16 protein-coding genes are annotated in these 15,282 nt (G+C 72.8%); 3 read left to right on the top strand and 13 right to left on the bottom strand.

Features of this window, described 5'->3' with window-relative positions; genetic code table 11:
* Positions 1 to 38 precede the first annotated feature (38 nt).
* Entirely contained in the window at positions 39 to 1,322 is a 1,284-nt protein-coding gene (locus tag PV721_RS00555; RefSeq protein WP_319720733.1) for an MFS transporter, read from the top strand.
* A 250-nt stretch (positions 1,323 to 1,572) separates the two neighbouring features.
* Here the strand turns inward: PV721_RS00555 and PV721_RS00550 are convergent, their stop codons facing one another.
* The 12 genes from PV721_RS00550 to hrcA all read right to left on the bottom strand — a co-directional run bounded on the left by PV721_RS00550 (position 1,573) and on the right by hrcA (position 12,047).
* On the bottom strand, positions 1,573 to 1,926 hold the full coding sequence (locus PV721_RS00550; protein ID WP_319720725.1) for a cytidine deaminase: 354 nt from the start codon (positions 1,924 to 1,926) through the stop codon (positions 1,573 to 1,575).
* 85 nt (positions 1,927 to 2,011) lie between these two features.
* On the bottom strand, positions 2,012 to 2,365 hold the full coding sequence (locus PV721_RS00545) for an MmcQ/YjbR family DNA-binding protein (protein WP_319720724.1): 354 nt from the start codon (positions 2,363 to 2,365) through the stop codon (positions 2,012 to 2,014).
* On the bottom strand, positions 2,362 to 3,666 hold the full coding sequence (locus tag PV721_RS00540; RefSeq protein WP_319720723.1) for a hemolysin family protein: 1,305 nt from the start codon (positions 3,664 to 3,666) through the stop codon (positions 2,362 to 2,364). The genes PV721_RS00545 and PV721_RS00540 overlap by 4 nt, the downstream gene beginning before the upstream one ends.
* Positions 3,663 to 4,160 (bottom strand): rRNA maturation RNase YbeY, encoded by a 498-nt coding sequence (ybeY, locus tag PV721_RS00535; RefSeq protein ID WP_319720722.1) that lies wholly within the window; start codon positions 4,158 to 4,160, stop codon positions 3,663 to 3,665. The genes PV721_RS00540 and ybeY overlap by 4 nt, the downstream gene beginning before the upstream one ends.
* A gap of 13 nt (positions 4,161 to 4,173) precedes the next feature.
* Complete coding sequence (locus PV721_RS00530) at positions 4,174 to 5,217, bottom strand: PhoH family protein (protein ID WP_319720721.1); 1,044 nt, start codon at positions 5,215 to 5,217, stop codon at positions 4,174 to 4,176.
* Positions 5,218 to 5,372: 155 nt separating this feature from the next.
* Positions 5,373 to 6,467 carry a carbohydrate kinase family protein gene (locus tag PV721_RS00525; protein ID WP_319720720.1) on the bottom strand — a complete coding sequence of 365 codons (1,095 nt, stop codon included), beginning with the start codon at positions 6,465 to 6,467 and terminating at the stop codon, positions 5,373 to 5,375.
* Positions 6,468 to 6,560: 93 nt separating this feature from the next.
* Positions 6,561 to 7,466, bottom strand: a complete 906-nt coding sequence (locus tag PV721_RS00520; protein ID WP_319720719.1) for a ribonuclease Z — start codon at positions 7,464 to 7,466, stop codon at positions 6,561 to 6,563.
* A 3-nt stretch (positions 7,467 to 7,469) separates the two neighbouring features.
* Complete coding sequence (locus PV721_RS00515) at positions 7,470 to 7,829, bottom strand: histidine triad nucleotide-binding protein (RefSeq protein WP_319720732.1); 360 nt, start codon at positions 7,827 to 7,829, stop codon at positions 7,470 to 7,472.
* A gap of 73 nt (positions 7,830 to 7,902) precedes the next feature.
* The gene (locus tag PV721_RS00510; protein WP_319720718.1) at positions 7,903 to 8,646 is read right to left on the bottom strand and encodes a 16S rRNA (uracil(1498)-N(3))-methyltransferase; all 744 of its coding nucleotides are present in this window, start codon (positions 8,644 to 8,646) and stop codon (positions 7,903 to 7,905) included.
* Positions 8,643 to 9,734, bottom strand: a complete 1,092-nt coding sequence (locus PV721_RS00505; RefSeq protein ID WP_319720717.1) for a nitronate monooxygenase — start codon at positions 9,732 to 9,734, stop codon at positions 8,643 to 8,645. The genes PV721_RS00510 and PV721_RS00505 overlap by 4 nt, the downstream gene beginning before the upstream one ends.
* Before the next feature lie 156 nt (positions 9,735 to 9,890).
* Positions 9,891 to 11,030, bottom strand: a complete 1,140-nt coding sequence (gene dnaJ / locus PV721_RS00500; protein WP_319720716.1) for a molecular chaperone DnaJ — start codon at positions 11,028 to 11,030, stop codon at positions 9,891 to 9,893.
* Complete coding sequence (hrcA, locus tag PV721_RS00495) at positions 11,031 to 12,047, bottom strand: heat-inducible transcriptional repressor HrcA (protein ID WP_319720715.1); 1,017 nt, start codon at positions 12,045 to 12,047, stop codon at positions 11,031 to 11,033.
* A 148-nt stretch (positions 12,048 to 12,195) separates the two neighbouring features.
* Between hrcA and PV721_RS00490 the strand changes: the two genes are divergently transcribed.
* A complete protein-coding gene (locus PV721_RS00490) occupies positions 12,196 to 12,921 on the top strand; it encodes an MBL fold metallo-hydrolase (protein WP_319720714.1) in 726 nt (241 codons plus the stop codon).
* A 28-nt stretch (positions 12,922 to 12,949) separates the two neighbouring features.
* On the top strand, positions 12,950 to 13,759 hold the full coding sequence (locus PV721_RS00485; protein WP_319720712.1) for a DUF3097 domain-containing protein: 810 nt from the start codon (positions 12,950 to 12,952) through the stop codon (positions 13,757 to 13,759).
* A gap of 88 nt (positions 13,760 to 13,847) precedes the next feature.
* Here PV721_RS00485 and hemW read toward each other — a convergent pair whose 3' ends face one another.
* Positions 13,848 to 15,080, bottom strand: a complete 1,233-nt coding sequence (gene hemW / locus PV721_RS00480; RefSeq protein ID WP_319720711.1) for a radical SAM family heme chaperone HemW — start codon at positions 15,078 to 15,080, stop codon at positions 13,848 to 13,850.
* Between the last annotated feature and the right edge of the window lie 202 nt (positions 15,081 to 15,282).

The following is a 15,282-nucleotide window of genomic DNA, read 5'->3' as shown; positions in this document are numbered from 1 at the left end:
GGCCGACGTCGGACCCGCCCCCGGCTCCGACGTCGGCCCTGGCCCCGAAGGCCCCCGGACGCGTCCACCGCGCCTGGTTCGTCGCGGCCGTCGCCTTCGTGACGATCATCGGCGCCGCCGGCTTCGCCTCCCTGCCCGGACTGCTCATCGAGCCGCTGCACCGGGAGTTCGACTGGTCGCGCGGCACCATCGGCGTCGCCGTCTCGGTGAACCTCGCGCTGTACGGGCTCACCGCGCCCTTCGCCGCCGCGCTGATGGACCGCTTCGGCATCCGCCGGGTCGTGGCGCCGGCCCTGCTCGTCATCGCGGGCGGCTCGTTGGCCACGGTGTGGATGACCTCGGCCTGGCAGCTGGTGCTGTGCTGGGGCGTGCTGGTGGGCCTGGGCAGCGGCTCGATGGCCCTGGCCTTCGCGGCGACGGTGACCAACCGCTGGTTCACCGCCCGCCGGGGCCTGGTCACGGGCATCCTGACCGCCGCCGGGGCCTCCGGGCAGCTGATCTTCCTGCCGCTGCTGGCCTGGCTGGTGGACCGGCACGGCTGGCGCCCGGCGACGGTGACGGTCTCGCTGGCGGCGCTGGCCGTCGTCCCCTTCGTCTGGCTGCTGCTGCGCGACCATCCGGCGGACGTGGGTCTGGCACCGTACGGCGGTGCGTACGCGCAGAAGCCCGCCCCGGCCCCGGGCGCGGCCCGGCGGGCGCTGAAGGTGCTGTTCGCCGCGGCGCGCACCGGCCCCTTCTGGCTGCTCGCGGGCACCTTCGCGATCTGCGGGGCCACCACCAACGGGCTGGTCAGGACCCACTTCGTGCCCTCGGCCCACGACCACGGCATGCCGGTGACGGCGGCCGCCGGGCTGCTGGCGGTGATCGGCGTGTTCGACGTCGTGGGCACGGTGGCCTCGGGCTGGTTCACGGACCGCTTCGAGTCCCGGCGGCTGCTGGCCGTCTACTACGCCCTGCGCGGGATATCGCTGCTCTTCCTGCCGATCCTGCTGGCGCCGTCCGTGCAGCCGCCGCTGATCTTCTTCATCGTCTTCTACGGCCTGGACTGGGTCGCGACCGTCCCGCCGACGATCGCCCTGTGCCGCGAGCACTACGGGGACGACGGCGCGATCGTCTTCGGCTGGGTGCTGGCCTCGCACCAGGTCGGCGCGGCGGTGGTGGCCTACCTGGGCGGCCTGGCACGGGACCTCACCGGCTCGTACGACGTCGTCTGGTACGCCTCGGGGGCGTTGTGCGCGATGGCCGCGCTGATGGCGATGGTCATCCGGCGCCGTCCGGGCACGGGCCCGGGAGCGGCCCCCGCCCCCGCCGTGGCGGCGTAGGGTCGCGCCATGGCGGACCGTCCGAACGGCGAGGCGACGCTCCCACCGGCCCGGCGCCGCGCGGGCGGCCCGAACTGGCGGCGTCCTTCCCTCCGGAGGCGGTCCACCGGGAGCTGCCCCACGCCCGCTTCCCCGACGGTGCGGTGCGTGACGTCGGGCCGTCACCCGGGCCGCGGAGGGCGGCCGGGCTGGCGCACCTACGACTGCTCCGAGCGCCCCCCGCCCCCGTGCGCCCTGTCCGGCGCGGGTCTCAACCCGCCGGAGTGGTGGACTTCAGGGTGCCGTCCGGGGCTGCCAGCAGCACCGGGGTGGCCGGGCCGCCCAGGTCGCGGACGGCAGCGCGGTCGGCCTCGGCGGGGGCGTCGGCCGCGCTGACCACGGCCGCGGCCTCCAGGGAGCGCGCGCCGCTCGCCACGGCCATCGCGACCGCGGTCTGCAGCGCGCTCAGCTTCAGGGAGTCGAGCTCCACCGTCCCGGCGACGTACGTGCGGCCCGTCTCGTCGCGCACCGCCGCCCCCTCGGGCACGCCGTTGCGGGCCCGGGCGCTGCGCGCCAGCGTGATGATCTTGCTGTCCTCGGGGTCGATCCCGGTGCTGTCGGTCATGGGCGAAAGCATAGGGAGGACGTCGGCCGGGCCGCGCAACGACCCCGCCACGATGCTCCGGACCCGGCCGGGCGCACAGCCGGCCTCACGGCCGGTCGAGCCTCAGCCGCTCCGCCCGCGGCAGCCCGGCGACGACCAGGTCGTACGAGTCCTCGACGAGCTCGCGCAGCATCGCGTCGGGGATCCCGCCCACCGTCACCGTGTTCCAGTGCCGCTTGTTCATGTGGTAGCCCGGCACGATCGCCTCGTGCTCCTCGCGCAGCCGCACCGCCAGCTCCGGCTCGCACTTGAGGTTGACCTTCAGCGGCTCCGCGTCCAGCGCCGAGAGCGCGAACACCTTGCCCAGCACCTTGAAGACCGAGGTCTCCGGGGTGAAGGGGAACTCCTCCACCGCCGCGTTGAAGCCCAGACAGAATTCCCGCAGCTCCGCCGGGGTCATTCCCCCTCCTCCCCCACGGTCTGCGCCGTGGCCACCGGTTCGACGAGCACCGTCACGATCTTGTTCCGCCGTCCCGCCGGGGACTCGGCCGTCAGCCGCAGCGGACGCCCGTCCGGCAGTTCCACCACCGCCGAGGCGCCCGCGATCGGCACCCGGCCGAGCGCCTTCGCCAGCAGGCCGCCGACCGTCTCCACGTCCTCGTCGTCGAAGGCCTCGACCTTGAACAGCTCCCCGAGGTCGGTGATGTCGAGGCGCGCCGTGACCCGGTAGCAGTCCTCGCCCAGGTCCTCGACCGGCGGGAGCTCCCGGTCGTACTCGTCCGTGATCTCGCCGACGATCTCCTCGAGGATGTCCTCGATGGTGACGATGCCGGCCGTGCCGCCGTACTCGTCGATGACGACGGCGACGTGGTTGCGCACCTGCTGCATCTCGCGCAGCAGGTCGCCCGCGTTCTTGGTGTCCGGCACGAAGACGGCCGCCCGCATCGCCGTGGAGACCAGGTCGGACTCCGCCTCGCGGCTGATGTGGGTCTTGCGGACCAGGTCCTTCAGGTAGACGATCCCGACGATGTCGTCCTCGTTCTCCCCGGTCACCGGGATGCGCGAGAAGCCGGACCGCAGCGCCAGCGTGGTCGCCTGACGGACCGTCTTGTACCGCTCGATGCAGACCAGGTCGGTGCGCGGCACCATCACCTCGCGCACCAGGGTGTCGCCGAGCTCGAAGACCTGGTGCACCATCCGGCGCTCGTCGTCCTCGATCAGCGATTCCTTCTCCGCGAGGTCCACCATCGCGCGCAGCTCCGCCTCGGAGGCGAACGGCCCCTTCCGGAAGCCCTTTCCGGGCGTGAGCGCGTTGCCGATGAGGATCAGCAGCTGCGGGACCGGTCCCATCACCCGGGCGAGCGGTACGAGGACGTACGCGGCCGCCGTCGAGGTGTTCAGCGGGTGCTGGCGGCCGATCGTGCGCGGGGAGACGCCGACGGCGACGTAGGAGACGAGCACCATCACGGCGATGGCCACGAGCAGCGCGGTCCAGTTCTCGCCGAACTCGTCGAGGCAGACGTAGGTGACGAGCACCCCCGCCGCCATCTCGCAGGTGACCCGGACGAGCAGCGCCACGTTGAGGTAGCGGGTGGGGTCGCCGGCGACCTGGGCGAGCTTCTCGCTGCCGCGCCGGCCCTCCCGCACGGCCTGCTCGGCGCGGAAGATCGAAATGCGCGCGATGCCGGACTCCGCGCAGGCCGCGAACCAGGCCACGACCACCAGCAGCACCGCTCCGGTGATCAGCTGCGCGGCGTTCACGAGACGGTGGGCGCCGGCGAGGGACCCGTGATGCCGCGCTCACCGCGCCAGCCGTCGACGATGGCCGCCTGCAGGCCGAACATCTCGGCCTTCTCGTCCGGCTCCTCGTGGTCGTAGCCGAGCAGGTGCAGCACTCCGTGGACGGTCAGGAGCTGGAGCTCCTCGTCCATGGAGTGCTGCGTCAGGGCTTCCTCGCCCTGCCTCTTCGCGACCTCGGGGCAGAGCACGATGTCGCCGAGGAGCCCCTGCGGGGGCTCCTCGTCGTCCTTCGCCGGCGGACGGAGCTCGTCCATCGGGAAGGACATGACGTCGGTCGGGCCGGGCAGATCCATCCACTGGATGTGGAGCTGCTCCATCGCGTCCTCGTCGATGACGATGACGGAGAGCTCGGAGAGCGGGTGGATCCGCATCCGGGTGAGCGCGTAGCGGGCGATGTCGAGGATCGCCTGCTCGTCGACCTCGGTTCCGGACTCGTTGTTGACGTCGATCGACATGGTGCGCTGGGTTCTACTTCCGCTGGTGGCCGTTCGCGGCCTGCTGGCCGTCGTCGTACTTCTCGTACGCGTCGACGATACGGCCGACCAGCTTGTGCCGGACGACATCCTCGGACGTGAGCCGCGAGAAGTGGATGTCCGGCACCCCGTCCAGGATCTGCTGGGCCTCGCGCAGACCGCTCTTGGCGCCACCCGGCAGGTCGATCTGCGTGATGTCACCGGTGACGACGATCTTCGAGTCGAAGCCGAGCCGGGTCAGGAACATCTTCATCTGCTCGGCGGTGGTGTTCTGCGCCTCGTCGAGGACGACGAAGGCGTCGTTGAGCGTGCGTCCGCGCATGTACGCCAGGGGTGCGACCTCGATGGTCCCGGCGGCCATGAGCCGCGGGATCGAGTCCGGGTCGAGCATGTCGTGCAGCGCGTCGTAGAGCGGGCGCAGGTACGGGTCGATCTTGTCGAAGAGGGTGCCCGGCAGGAAGCCGAGCCGCTCCCCCGCCTCGACGGCGGGCCGGGTCAGGATGATCCGGCTGACCTGCTTGGACTGCAGGGCCTGGACCGCCTTGGCCATGGCGAGGTAGGTCTTGCCGGTACCGGCGGGGCCGATGCCGAAGACGATCGTGTTCTTGTCGATCGCGTCGACGTACCGCTTCTGGTTGAGGGTCTTGGGTCGGATGGTGCGGCCGCGGCTGGAGAGGATGTTCTGGGTGAGCACCTCGGCGGGTGTTTCCTCGGGCCCGCTCCCGTTGCCGTTGCCGCTCGCCTTGAGCATGGCGATCGAGCGTTCCACTGCGTCCTCCGTCATCGGCTGCCCGGTGCGGAGCACCAGCATCATCTCGTCGAACAGGCGCTGGATCAGTGCGACTTCCACCGCATCGCCGATCGCGCTGACCTGATTGCCCCGAACATGGATGTCGGCCTTCGGGAAGGCCTTCTCGATCACGCGCAGCAAGGCGTCACCGGATCCGAGCACCGTCACCATCGGGTGCCTGGCCGGGACGGTGAAGTGGGCTCGCGCCTGCCCCGGCACTGGAATGTGGGCTGTGGGTGTCTGAGTCATGGGCCGGCACTGTGGCCTGCACATACCTCCCGCTGAGGGGCCGCGCCGATCGACGACCTCCGGAATACCAAGCCTACGTCGCCGCCGCGGCTTCCCCGAGAGGTTTTACGCCCTCTCCGCGCGGCCCCGGGACATCACGGCCCGCGCTCGTCCGGTCACGCGGAGTGCCGGAATCCGATCGTCGGCACGGCTCGGCGCCGGGCCGCGGGGCCCGAGCCGGGCGGGATCAGGGCGTCCAGGAAGCCGTAGCGGCCGCGGAGCTCCTGCGGGGCGGTCCGCCACCAGTGGGCCACCTCCGGCCAGCCCGGGGCCGACAAGGAGCCGCCGAACTCCTGGACCGACAGGGCCGCGGTCAGCCCGGCGAAGGCGAGCCGGTCCGCGAGCGGCCAGCCCGCCAGGGTGCCGGTGACGAAGCCCGCCACGTACACGTCCCCCGCGCCCGTCGGGTCGAGCTCGTCCACCGTGATCCCGGGGACGTGCGCCGTCTCCCCGGTGCGCCCGTCCACCGCGTACGAGCCCTCCGCGCCCATCGTCACCACCGCGAGCGGCACCTTCTCCGCCAGGGCCCGGGCGGCGGCCCGCGGACAGTCGGTCCGCGTGTACCGCATGGCCTCGCCCGCGTTCGGCAGGAAGGCCTCGCAGTGCTGCAGGTCGGCCAGGGCCCCCAGGTCCCACCGCCCGCTCTCGTCCCACCCCACGTCCGCGAAGATCCGCGAGCCGCGCCGGGCGGCCTCGCCGATCCACTCCTCGCCGCGGCCGGGACCGAGCGCGGCCACGGCCGCGCGGGCCGGCGGCGGGCACTGCGGGAACGGCCCGGAGCCGGCCGGCGGCGGGGCCTCGTGGCCGTGCGAGACCATCGTGCGCTCGCCCTCGTAGGCCATCGAGACGGTGACGGGGCTGTGCCAGCCGGGGATCGTGTGCGACATGGACAGGTCGATGCCCTCGCCCTGCTCCAGGGCGTCCCAGCAGTACTCGCCGTAGTGGTCGTCCCCGAAGGCCGCGGCCAGTGAGGTGCGCAGCCCGAGCCGGGCCAGGGCGGTGGCCATGTTGGCGACGCCGCCGGGGCTGGAGCCCATGCCGCGCGCCCAGGACTCCGTACCGCGGACCGGCGCCGAGTCCAGGCCCGTGAAGATGATGTCGAGGAACACCGTGCCGGTCAGGAAGACGTCGCAGCCCGGTTCCTGTGGATCGCGCAGCGGACCGAGCGGGTCCACGGCGGCGGCGCGGCTGTCGAAGTCCCTACTGGTCACGGTGTACTCCCCGATGTGTTCCTACGGAAAGCTGCCAGCCCTGCCCGTCCGGTGCGGAGCCAAACCCCAGTGTGGCGCAGATCACCTACACGTTCAGCCCCGCTTGGGCAGCGGAACGCGCACCAGGTCCTCCGCCACCGTCAGCTCGCCCTCGAAGCCCGCCGCCCGCGCCTGCCGCTCGAACTCGGACGGGTCCGTGTAGCGCTGCGAGAAGTGCGTCAGCACGAGGTGCCGGACGCCCGCGTCCCGCGCCGCCCGCGCCGCCTGGCCCGCCGTGAGGTGCCCGTGGTCGGTGGCCAGCCGCTCGTCCTCGTCGAGGAAGGTCGACTCGATCACGAGCATGTCGCAGCCCTCGGCGAGCGCGTACACCCCGTCGCAGAGCCGGGTGTCCATGACGAAGGCGAACCGCTGCCCGCGCCGGGGCTCGCTGACCTCGTCCAGCGTGACCTCGCCGAGCCGCCCCTCGCGCTGGATCCGGCCCACGTCCGGCCCCTTGACGCCGTGCCGTGCGAGCAGCTCCGGCACCATGCGGCGCCCGTCGGGCTCGGTGATCCGGTAGCCGAAGGACTCCACCGGGTGCGAGAGCAGCCGGGCCTCCAGGGCGTAGGTGGCCCCCTGCGCCAGCGTCCCGTCGGCGGCCACCGGTTCCTCGTGCAGCGGGACGGTCTCGCGGTAGGCCGTGGCATAGCGCAGCCGGTCGAAGAACTTCTGCCCGGAGGCCGGGTAGTGCGCGGTGACGGGGTGCGGGACCTGGTCGAGGTTGATCCGCTGGATCACCCCGGCCAGCCCGAGGCTGTGGTCACCGTGGAAGTGGGTGACACAGATCCGGTTGATGTCGTGCGCGGCGACCCCGGCACGCAGCATCTGCCGCTGCGTGCCCTCGCCCGGGTCGAAGAGGATGCCCTCGCCGTCCCAGCGCAGCAGGTAGCCGTTGTGGTTGCGGTGGCGGGTGGGCACCTGACTGGCGGTGCCCAGCACCACGAACTCTCGTACGGACACGTGCTATCCGGGGGGCCACTGGAGGCCGCGGCCGCCGATGACGTGCGCGTGCGCGTGGAAGACGGTCTGGCCGGCGCCGGAGCCGGTGTTGAAGACGACGCGGTAGCCGTGCTCGACGATCTTCTCGTCGAGGGCGATCTGGCCGGCCTCGCGCAGTATGTCGGCGGCGACGGCCGGCTCGGCGGCGGCGAGGGAGGCCGCGTCGGGGTAGTGCACCTTGGGGATCACGAGCACGTGCGTGGGCGCCTGCGGGTTGATGTCCCGGAAGGCGACCGTGGTCTCGGTCTCGCGGACCACGGTCGCTGGGATGCGCCCCTCGACGATCTTGCAGAACAGGCAGTCGGCCTGCGGTTCCCCGGCCATTGCTGAGCCTCCCGTGACGTTGATCGGTCCGGGCATCGTATCCACCCCCCGGCCCGCCCGGGGGCGGTGCCCGTCAGGCCCAGCGGCCGGTGCGGGCCAGCAGGACCGCCGTGGCCGCAGTGCCGGCCGTGGAGGTCCGCAGGACGGAGCGGCCCAGGCGGTGGGGGTGGGCCCCCGCCGCGGCGAAGGCCGCCAGCTCCTCCGGGGAGACCCCGCCCTCCGGGCCGACCACCAGGACGACGGAACCCGTGGAGGGGAGCGCGGCCGTGGCCAGGGCCTCGGAGGGGGTGTCGCGGTCCTCGTGCAGGACCATCGCCAGGTCGGCTTCGGCCAGCAGCGCCGCGACCTGCTTGGTGGACATGGCCTCGGCCACCTCCGGGAAGCGGACCCGGCGGGACTGCTTGCCCGCCTCCCGGGCGGTGGCCCGCCACTTGGCCAGGGACTTGGCACCCCGGTCGCCGCGCCACTGCGTGATGCAGCGCGAGGCCTGCCAGGGCACGATCGCGTCCACGCCCGTCTCGGTCATGGTCTCGACGGCCAGCTCGCCCCGGTCCCCCTTGGGCAGGGCCTGGACCACGGTGATGCGCACCGCCGGTTCCGCTTCCACCCCGGCCGAGGACACCGACACGACCAGCCGGTCCTTGCCCTCCGCGGCCTTCACGACGGCCTCCGCCCAGCCGCCCCGGCCGTCGGTCAGGACCACCGCTTCGCCCGGGTTCAGCCGTTTCACGGACACCGCGTGCCGGCCCTCCGGGCCGTCCAGGACGAACTCCGGCCCCGCGGGGACCTCTTCGACCACGAACACCGGGGCGGTCATGACGCACTCCTCATCTGCATTGCCTTCAACGTGCTCTGTGCCTCGGCCAGTTCGGCCGCCAGCACCTCCACCAGTTCCCCCGCCGGCAGCGCCCGCGCCAGCCGGTGCCCCTGGCCCGCCCACAGGGCCATGCCCTGCGCGTCCCCCGCCGCGGCGGCCGCCCTGCGCAACCCCGAGGTCAGGTGGTGGACCTGCGGGTAGGCGGCCGGGGCGTACGGCCCGTGCTCCCGCATGAAGCGGTTCACCAGCCCCCGCGCCGGCCGCCCGGAGAACGCCCGGGTCAGCTCGGTCCGGACGAACAGCGGATCGGTCAGCGCCTTCTTGTGCACGGGGTCCGCCCCCGACTCGGGACAGGCCAGGAAGGCCGTCCCGAGCTGCGCCGCCTTGGCGCCCGCCGCCAACAGCGCCGCGATCTGCGATCCGCGCATGAGGCCGCCCGCCGCGATGATCGGGAGGGCCACGGCCTCCCGCACCTGGGCCACCAGCGCGAGCAGCCCCACGGCCGCCGTGCCGTCGGCCTGGGGGTCGTCGCGGTGGGTGCCCTGGTGTCCGCCCGCCTCGACGCCCTGGACGCACACGGCGTCGGCGCCCGCCTGCTGGGCGGTGCGGGCCTCCTCGACGGAGGTTGCCGTGACGACCGTGTACGTACCGGCCTTGCGCAGGGCCGCGAGGGCCGCGGAGGAGGGGCAGCCGAAGGTGAACGAGACGACCGGGACCGGGTCTTCGAGGAGGATGGCGAGCTTGGCGTCGTAGCCGTCGTCGCTGGTGCCGATGATGTCCTCCTCGGCGAGCGAGATCTCGTACCAGCTCGCCTCGCCGGCCAGCTGCCCGCGGTACGCCTCCACGGCGGCCGGATCCACGAAACCGGTCTGCGGAAGGAGGAGGTTGACGCCGAAGCGGCGCCGGGTGAGGGCCCGCACCTGCTTGATCTCCTGGTACATCCCGTCGGCGGTCTTGTACCCGCCGGCCAGGAAGCCCAGCCCGCCCGCCTCGCACACGGCGGCCACGAGCGGCGGGCAGGAGGCGCCGCCCGCCATGGGAGCCTGCACGATCGGGTAAGGGGAGAGACCGTTCGGTGCGGAGGACATGGACTGCATCGTGCCATGTCCCGCTCATGGGGCCGAATCATGGCATTCGCCTGGCATAGTCCGCTTCCCGAGCCGGTCTCGGGCCCCCGCCGGGCCCATGCGAAGAGCCCGGCAGGGAATCCCCTGGCCGGGCTCTCAGCGGTGTCCGCCGGTCGCTCAGCGACCGTTGAACGCGTCCTTCAGGCGGCTGAACAGCCCCTGCTGGCCCGGCGCGAACTGGCCCATCGGCCGCTCCTCGCCGCGCAGCTTCGCCAGCTGGCGCAGCAGGTCCTCCTGCTGGGCGTCCAGCTTGCCCGGCGTGGTGACCTCGACGTGGACGATCAGGTCGCCGCGCCCGCCGCCGCGCAGGTGGGTGACGCCGCGCCCGTGCAGCGGGATCGCCTGCCCGGAGCCGGTGCCGGGCCGGATGTCGATCTCCTCCAGGCCGTCCAGCGTCTCCAGCGGGCACTTGGTGCCCAGGGCCGCCGCCGTCATCGGGATCGTCACCGTGCAGTGCAGGTCGTCCCCGCGCCGCTGGAAAGTCGGGTGCGCCAGCTCGTGGATCTCCACATACAGGTCGCCGGCGGGACCGCCGCCGGGGCCGACCTCGCCCTCGCCCGCGAGCTGGATCCGGGTGCCGTTCTCGACGCCGGCCGGGATCTTGACCGTGAGGCTGCGGCGGGAGCGGACCCGTCCGTCGCCCGCGCACTCGGGGCACGGGGTCGGGACCACGGTGCCGAAGCCCTGGCACTGCGGGCAGGGCCGCGAGGTCATGACCTGGCCGAGGAAGGAACGGGTGACCTGCGAGACCTCACCGCGCCCACGGCACATGTCACACGTCTGCGCGGCGGTGCCGGGAGCGGCGCCCTCGCCGGAGCAGGTGGTGCAGACGACGGCAGTGTCGACCTGGATGTCCTTGGTCGTCCCGAAGGCCGCCTCGTCCAGCTCCAGGTCCAGGCGGATCATGGCGTCCTGGCCGCGCCGGGTCCGCGAGCGCGGGCCGCGCTGCTGACTCTGGCCGAAGAAGGCGTCCATGATGTCGGAGAAGTTGCCGAAGCCGCCCGCCCCGAAGCCGCCCGCGCCGCCGCCTCCGCCCGAGGAGGACAGCGGGTCGCCGCCGAGGTCGTAGACCTGCTTCTTCTGCGGGTCCGAGAGGACCTCGTAGGCGGCGTTGATCTCCTTGAAACGCTCTTGCGTCTTGGGATCGGGGTTCACATCCGGGTGCAGCTCGCGCGCGAGCCGACGGAATGCCTTCTTGATCTCGTCCTGCGATGCGTCGCGGCGCACGCCGAGAACGGCGTAGTAGTCCGTGGCCACTTACGACTCCGCCAGGATCTGTCCGACGTAACGTGCCACTGCGCGTACCGCTCCCATCGTTCCGGGGTAGTCCATGCGGGTCGGTCCGACCACGCCGAGTTTGGCGACTGTTTCGCCGCCCGAACCGTAACCGACCGAGACGACGGACGTGGAGTTCAGTCCCTCGTAGGCATTCTCATGCCCGATCCGTACGGCCATTCCCGACTCGTTGGCCTCGCCGAGCAGCTTGAGGAGCACGACCTGCTCCTCCAGCGCCTCGAGCACCGGCCTGATCGTCAGGGGAAAATCGTGTCCGAAGCGGGTGAGATTGGCGGTGCCGCCGATCATCAGCCGCTCTTCGGCTTCCTCGACCAGGGTTTCGAGGAGGGTGGAGAGCACGGTGGAGACGGTGCCCCGGTCCTCCGCCTCGAAGGATTCGGGCAGGTCCTGGACGAGCGGGGGCACATCGGTGAAGCGTCGTCCGACGACCCGGCTGTTGAGCCGGGCCCGCAGGTCGGCGAGCGAGGTCTCGCTGAAGGGGCTCGGGCAGTCGATGAGCCGCTGCTCGACCCGCCCGGTGTCCGTGATCAGTACGAGCATCAGGCGCGCGGGAGCGAGCGAGAGCAGCTCCACGTGCCGGACGGTCGACCGGGTCAGGCTAGGGTACTGGACGACCGCGACCTGACGGGTGAGCTGCGCGAGCAGCCGCACCGTGCGGCCGACGACGTCGTCGAGGTCGACGGCGCCGTCGAGGAAGTTCTGGATGGCCCGGCGCTCGGGCGTCGACAGCGGCTTGACCCCCGCCAGCTTGTCGACGAAGAGGCGGTAGCCCTTGTCGGTGGGGATCCGGCCCGCGCTGGTGTGGGGCTGGGCGATGTAGCCCTCGTCCTCCAGCACGGCCATGTCGTTGCGCACGGTCGCGGGCGAGACGCCGAGCCGGTGCCGCTCGGTGAGCGCCTTGGAGCCGACCGGCTCCTCCGTCCCGACGTAGTCCTGGACGATGGCGCGCAGCACTTCGAGTCTGCGTTCGCTGAGCATCGCGCGCACACCTCCAGCTGTGGTCCGTTGCCGTGTTCTGCCGTGTTGGTTGGCACTCTGTCCGTTCGAGTGCCAGAGATCCCCCGCTCAGTGTACGGCCGGGCGGTAAGCCCCTGGCAAGGGAGGCCCGCCAGGGTAGCGTCGCCCCATGGACGTGCGCTGGGAAGAGGAAGGCTGGGAACGGCTGACCGGACGGGCCGGCCGGCGACGCCTGCCTGTGTGGGACTGCACCGTGGGGCTGGTGGTGGGGGACGAGTCGGTGCTCCTCATCGACCCCGGTTCGTGTGTCCGGGAGGGCGCTCAGGTGCGGGCCGAGGCGGAGCGGCTGACGGGCCGGCGCGTGACCCATATCGCATTCACACACGGCCATTTCGATCACGTGCTCGGCGCGGCGGCCTTCGCCGGGGCCGAGGTGTTCGGGGCGGTCGGTCTGGACGCGCTGCTGTCGACGGGCCGCGAGGAGCTGCGCGGGGACGCGGTGCGGCACGGCCTGGCGGAAGCGGAGGCGGCCGAGGCGGTGGACCGGCTGGTGACGCCGAAGCACCTGGTGTCGGGCGAGTGGACGCTGGACCTGGGCGGGCTGCAGGTGCTGCTGGCCAATGTGGGTCCCGGGCACACCGGGCACGACCTGGCCGTCTTCGTGCCGGGCGGGCGCGAGACGGTGTTCTGCGGGGACCTGGTCGAGGAGTCGGGCGACCCCTCGGCGGGTCCGGACGCGGCGCCCCGGCAGTGGCCCGCCGCCCTGGACCGGCTGCTGGCGCTCGGCGGCGACGACGCACTGTACGTGCCGGGTCACGGAGCGGTGGTCACGGCAGGCTTCGTCCGTGCGCAACGCGCCACACTGGCAGCCCGTTTCGGCGTGTCGGAGACATGACGCGGGCGGCTCTCCTACTGTCGGCCGGATGCGCGAGTACTCCCCCGACCTGACCCCGCAGTGGAAGCGTCCCAAGGCAGTGCCGGAGGTGGCGGCCGAGCCCGATCTGGTGGTCGAGGTGGCGGGTACGGACTTCTGCGGCGCGGTGGTGGCGTGCGAGGCGGGCACGGTGACCCTGGAGGACCGCTTCGGCAAGCGACGGGTGTTCCCGATGGAGCCGCGCGGGTTCCTGCTGGACGGAGCCGTGGTCACCCTCACGCGCCCCTCGCGCGGCCCCTCCGCTCCCCGCCTCACCGCCTCGGGCTCCATCGCCGTCCCGGGGGCCCGGGCGCGGGTGGCGCGGGCCGGACGGATCTACGTGGAGGGCCGCCACGACGCCGAGCTGGTCGAGCGGGTCTGGGGCGACGACCTGCGGATCGAGGGCGTGGTGGTGGAGTACATGGAGGGCATCGACGACCTCCCGGCCATCGTGGCGGACTTCGCCCCGGCCCCGGACGCCCGGCTGGGGATCCTGGTGGACCACCTGGTGCCGGGCTCGAAGGAGTCCCGTATCGCGGCGTCGGTGACCTCGCCGGACGTCCTGGTCGTGGGCCACCCGTACATCGACGTCTGGCAGGCGGTGAAACCGTCCGCACTCGGCATCCGCGCGTGGCCGGTGGTCCCGCGGGGCCGCGACTGGAAGACGGGCGTCTGCCGGGCCCTGGGCTGGCCGGAGAACACGGGCGCCGCCTGGCAGCACGTCCTGTCCCGGGTGACGTCCTACAAGGACCTGGAGCCCACCCTGCTGGGCCGCGTCGAGGAGCTGATCGACTTCGTCACGGCCGGTGGTGCCGCCTGAGCACGGTCGTCTCAAGGGTCCCCCCACATCCGCCGCGCGCTGTCGGCGGCAGCCGCTCGGATGCACCCAGCCGAGAGCCGGGCGGCGATCAGTCCACCAGGTCCCGGACCACGGCGTCGGCCAGCAGCCGGCCCCGCAGGGTCAGGACGGCCCGCCCGGCCTCGTACGGCGCGGCGTCGAGCAGCCCGTCCGCGAGGGCCTTGCGGGAGGCCGCCAGCCCGGCCGGGGCGAGCAGGGACAGCGGGACGCCGTCCACGAGGCGCAGCTCCAGCAGGATCCGCTCGACCCGCCGGTCCTCCTCGGAGAGGAGCTCGCGCCCCGCGCCCGGGGAGCGGCCCTCGGCCAGGGCGGCCGCGTAGGCGCCCGGGTGCTTGACGTTCCACCACCGGACCCCGCCCACGTGCGAGTGCGCGCCGGGCCCCGCGCCCCACCAGTCGGCGCCGCGCCAGTACAGCTCGTTGTGCAGGCAGCGCCCGGCCTCCGAGGTGGCCCAGTTCGAGACCTCGTACCAGGAGTAGCCGGCCTCGGCCATGACCTCGTCCGCGATCAGATAGCGGTCGGCGTGCACGTCGTCGTCCGTCATGGGGACCTCGCCCCGGCGGATCCGGCGCGCCAGCTGCGTGCCCTCCTCCACGATGAGCGCGTACGCCGAGATGTGGTCCGGCCCGGCGCCGAGCGCGGCGGAGAGCGACGCCCGCCAGTCCTCGTCCGACTCCCCCGGCGTCCCGTAGATCAGGTCGAGGTTGACGTGCTCGAAGCCCGCGGCCCGCGCCTCCGCGACGCAGGCCTCCGGGCGGCCCGGGGTGTGGGTGCGGTCCAGCACCTTCAGGACGTGCTGCTTCGCGCTCTGCATGCCGAAGGAGATCCGGTTGAAGCCCCCGGCGCGCAGCTCGGCCAGATACTCCGGATTCACAGACTCCGGGTTGGCCTCGGTGGTGATCTCCGCGTCCTGCGCCAGGCCGAATTCGTCCCGGATCGCCGCGAGCATCCGTACGAGGTCCCCGGCCGGCAGCAGCGTGGGCGTACCGCCGCCCACGAAGACCGTCCGTACGGCCCTCGGGTCGCCCCCGAGGACCTTGCGCGCGAGGCGGACCTCGTCGATCAGGGTGTCGGCGTAGTTCTCCCGGGAGGCGAGCACGCCTCCGGTGCCCCGCAGCTCGGTGGCCGTGTAGGTGTTGAAGTCGCAGTACCCGCAGCGCGTGGCGCAGTACGGGACGTGCAGGTAGAACCCGAGCGGCCGCTCCCCCGCGCCCTCCAGGGCATGCGACGGCAGCGAGCCGTCTTCGGGCATGGGTTCACCGTCGGGCAGTGCGGAAGGCATGCCCCCATTCTCCCGCACCCCGGACACGCCTCAGCCCCGCCGCACGATCCCGACGCCCGGTCCGGCCCCGCCGGCACCATCCCGGCCCGGCCGGAGCCAATCCGGCCCGGCCGGAGCCAATCCGGCCCCACCGGCGTTCGAGGCGCGGGGACCGGGGCGGAGCCCCGGGAAGCAGCCCGCAGGGACGCACCTCCCAGCAGCC

The organism is Streptomyces sp. MB09-01, from assembly GCF_033794505.1.
In the GTDB taxonomy this organism is placed as follows: Bacteria; Actinomycetota; Actinomycetes; order Streptomycetales; family Streptomycetaceae; genus Streptomyces.
The sequence above is the reverse complement of the archived record's forward strand: the minus strand, read 5'-3'. Positions and strand labels throughout refer to the sequence as shown.

What these genes read in the sequence shown, in the direction of transcription:
- PV721_RS00510 (WP_319720718.1), bottom strand. Translation starts at nt 8,646, where the DNA reads ATGACCGCCCCGGTGTTCGTGGTCGAAGAGGTCCCCGCGGGGCCGGAG.
- PV721_RS00550 (WP_319720725.1), bottom strand. Translation starts at nt 1,926, where the DNA reads ATGACCGACAGCACCGGGATCGACCCCGAGGACAGCAAGATCATCACG.
- PV721_RS00515 (WP_319720732.1), bottom strand. Translation starts at nt 7,829, where the DNA reads ATGGCCGGGGAACCGCAGGCCGACTGCCTGTTCTGCAAGATCGTCGAG.
- PV721_RS00490 (WP_319720714.1), top strand. Translation starts at nt 12,196, where the DNA reads ATGGACGTGCGCTGGGAAGAGGAAGGCTGGGAACGGCTGACCGGACGG.
- hemW (WP_319720711.1), bottom strand. Translation starts at nt 15,080, where the DNA reads ATGCCTTCCGCACTGCCCGACGGTGAACCCATGCCCGAAGACGGCTCG.
- PV721_RS00530 (WP_319720721.1), bottom strand. Translation starts at nt 5,217, where the DNA reads ATGACTCAGACACCCACAGCCCACATTCCAGTGCCGGGGCAGGCGCGA.
- ybeY (WP_319720722.1), bottom strand. Translation starts at nt 4,160, where the DNA reads ATGTCGATCGACGTCAACAACGAGTCCGGAACCGAGGTCGACGAGCAG.
- PV721_RS00485 (WP_319720712.1), top strand. Translation starts at nt 12,950, where the DNA reads ATGCGCGAGTACTCCCCCGACCTGACCCCGCAGTGGAAGCGTCCCAAG.
- PV721_RS00505 (WP_319720717.1), bottom strand. Translation starts at nt 9,734, where the DNA reads ATGTCCTCCGCACCGAACGGTCTCTCCCCTTACCCGATCGTGCAGGCT.
- hrcA (WP_319720715.1), bottom strand. Translation starts at nt 12,047, where the DNA reads ATGCTCAGCGAACGCAGACTCGAAGTGCTGCGCGCCATCGTCCAGGAC.
- PV721_RS00545 (WP_319720724.1), bottom strand. Translation starts at nt 2,365, where the DNA reads ATGACCCCGGCGGAGCTGCGGGAATTCTGTCTGGGCTTCAACGCGGCG.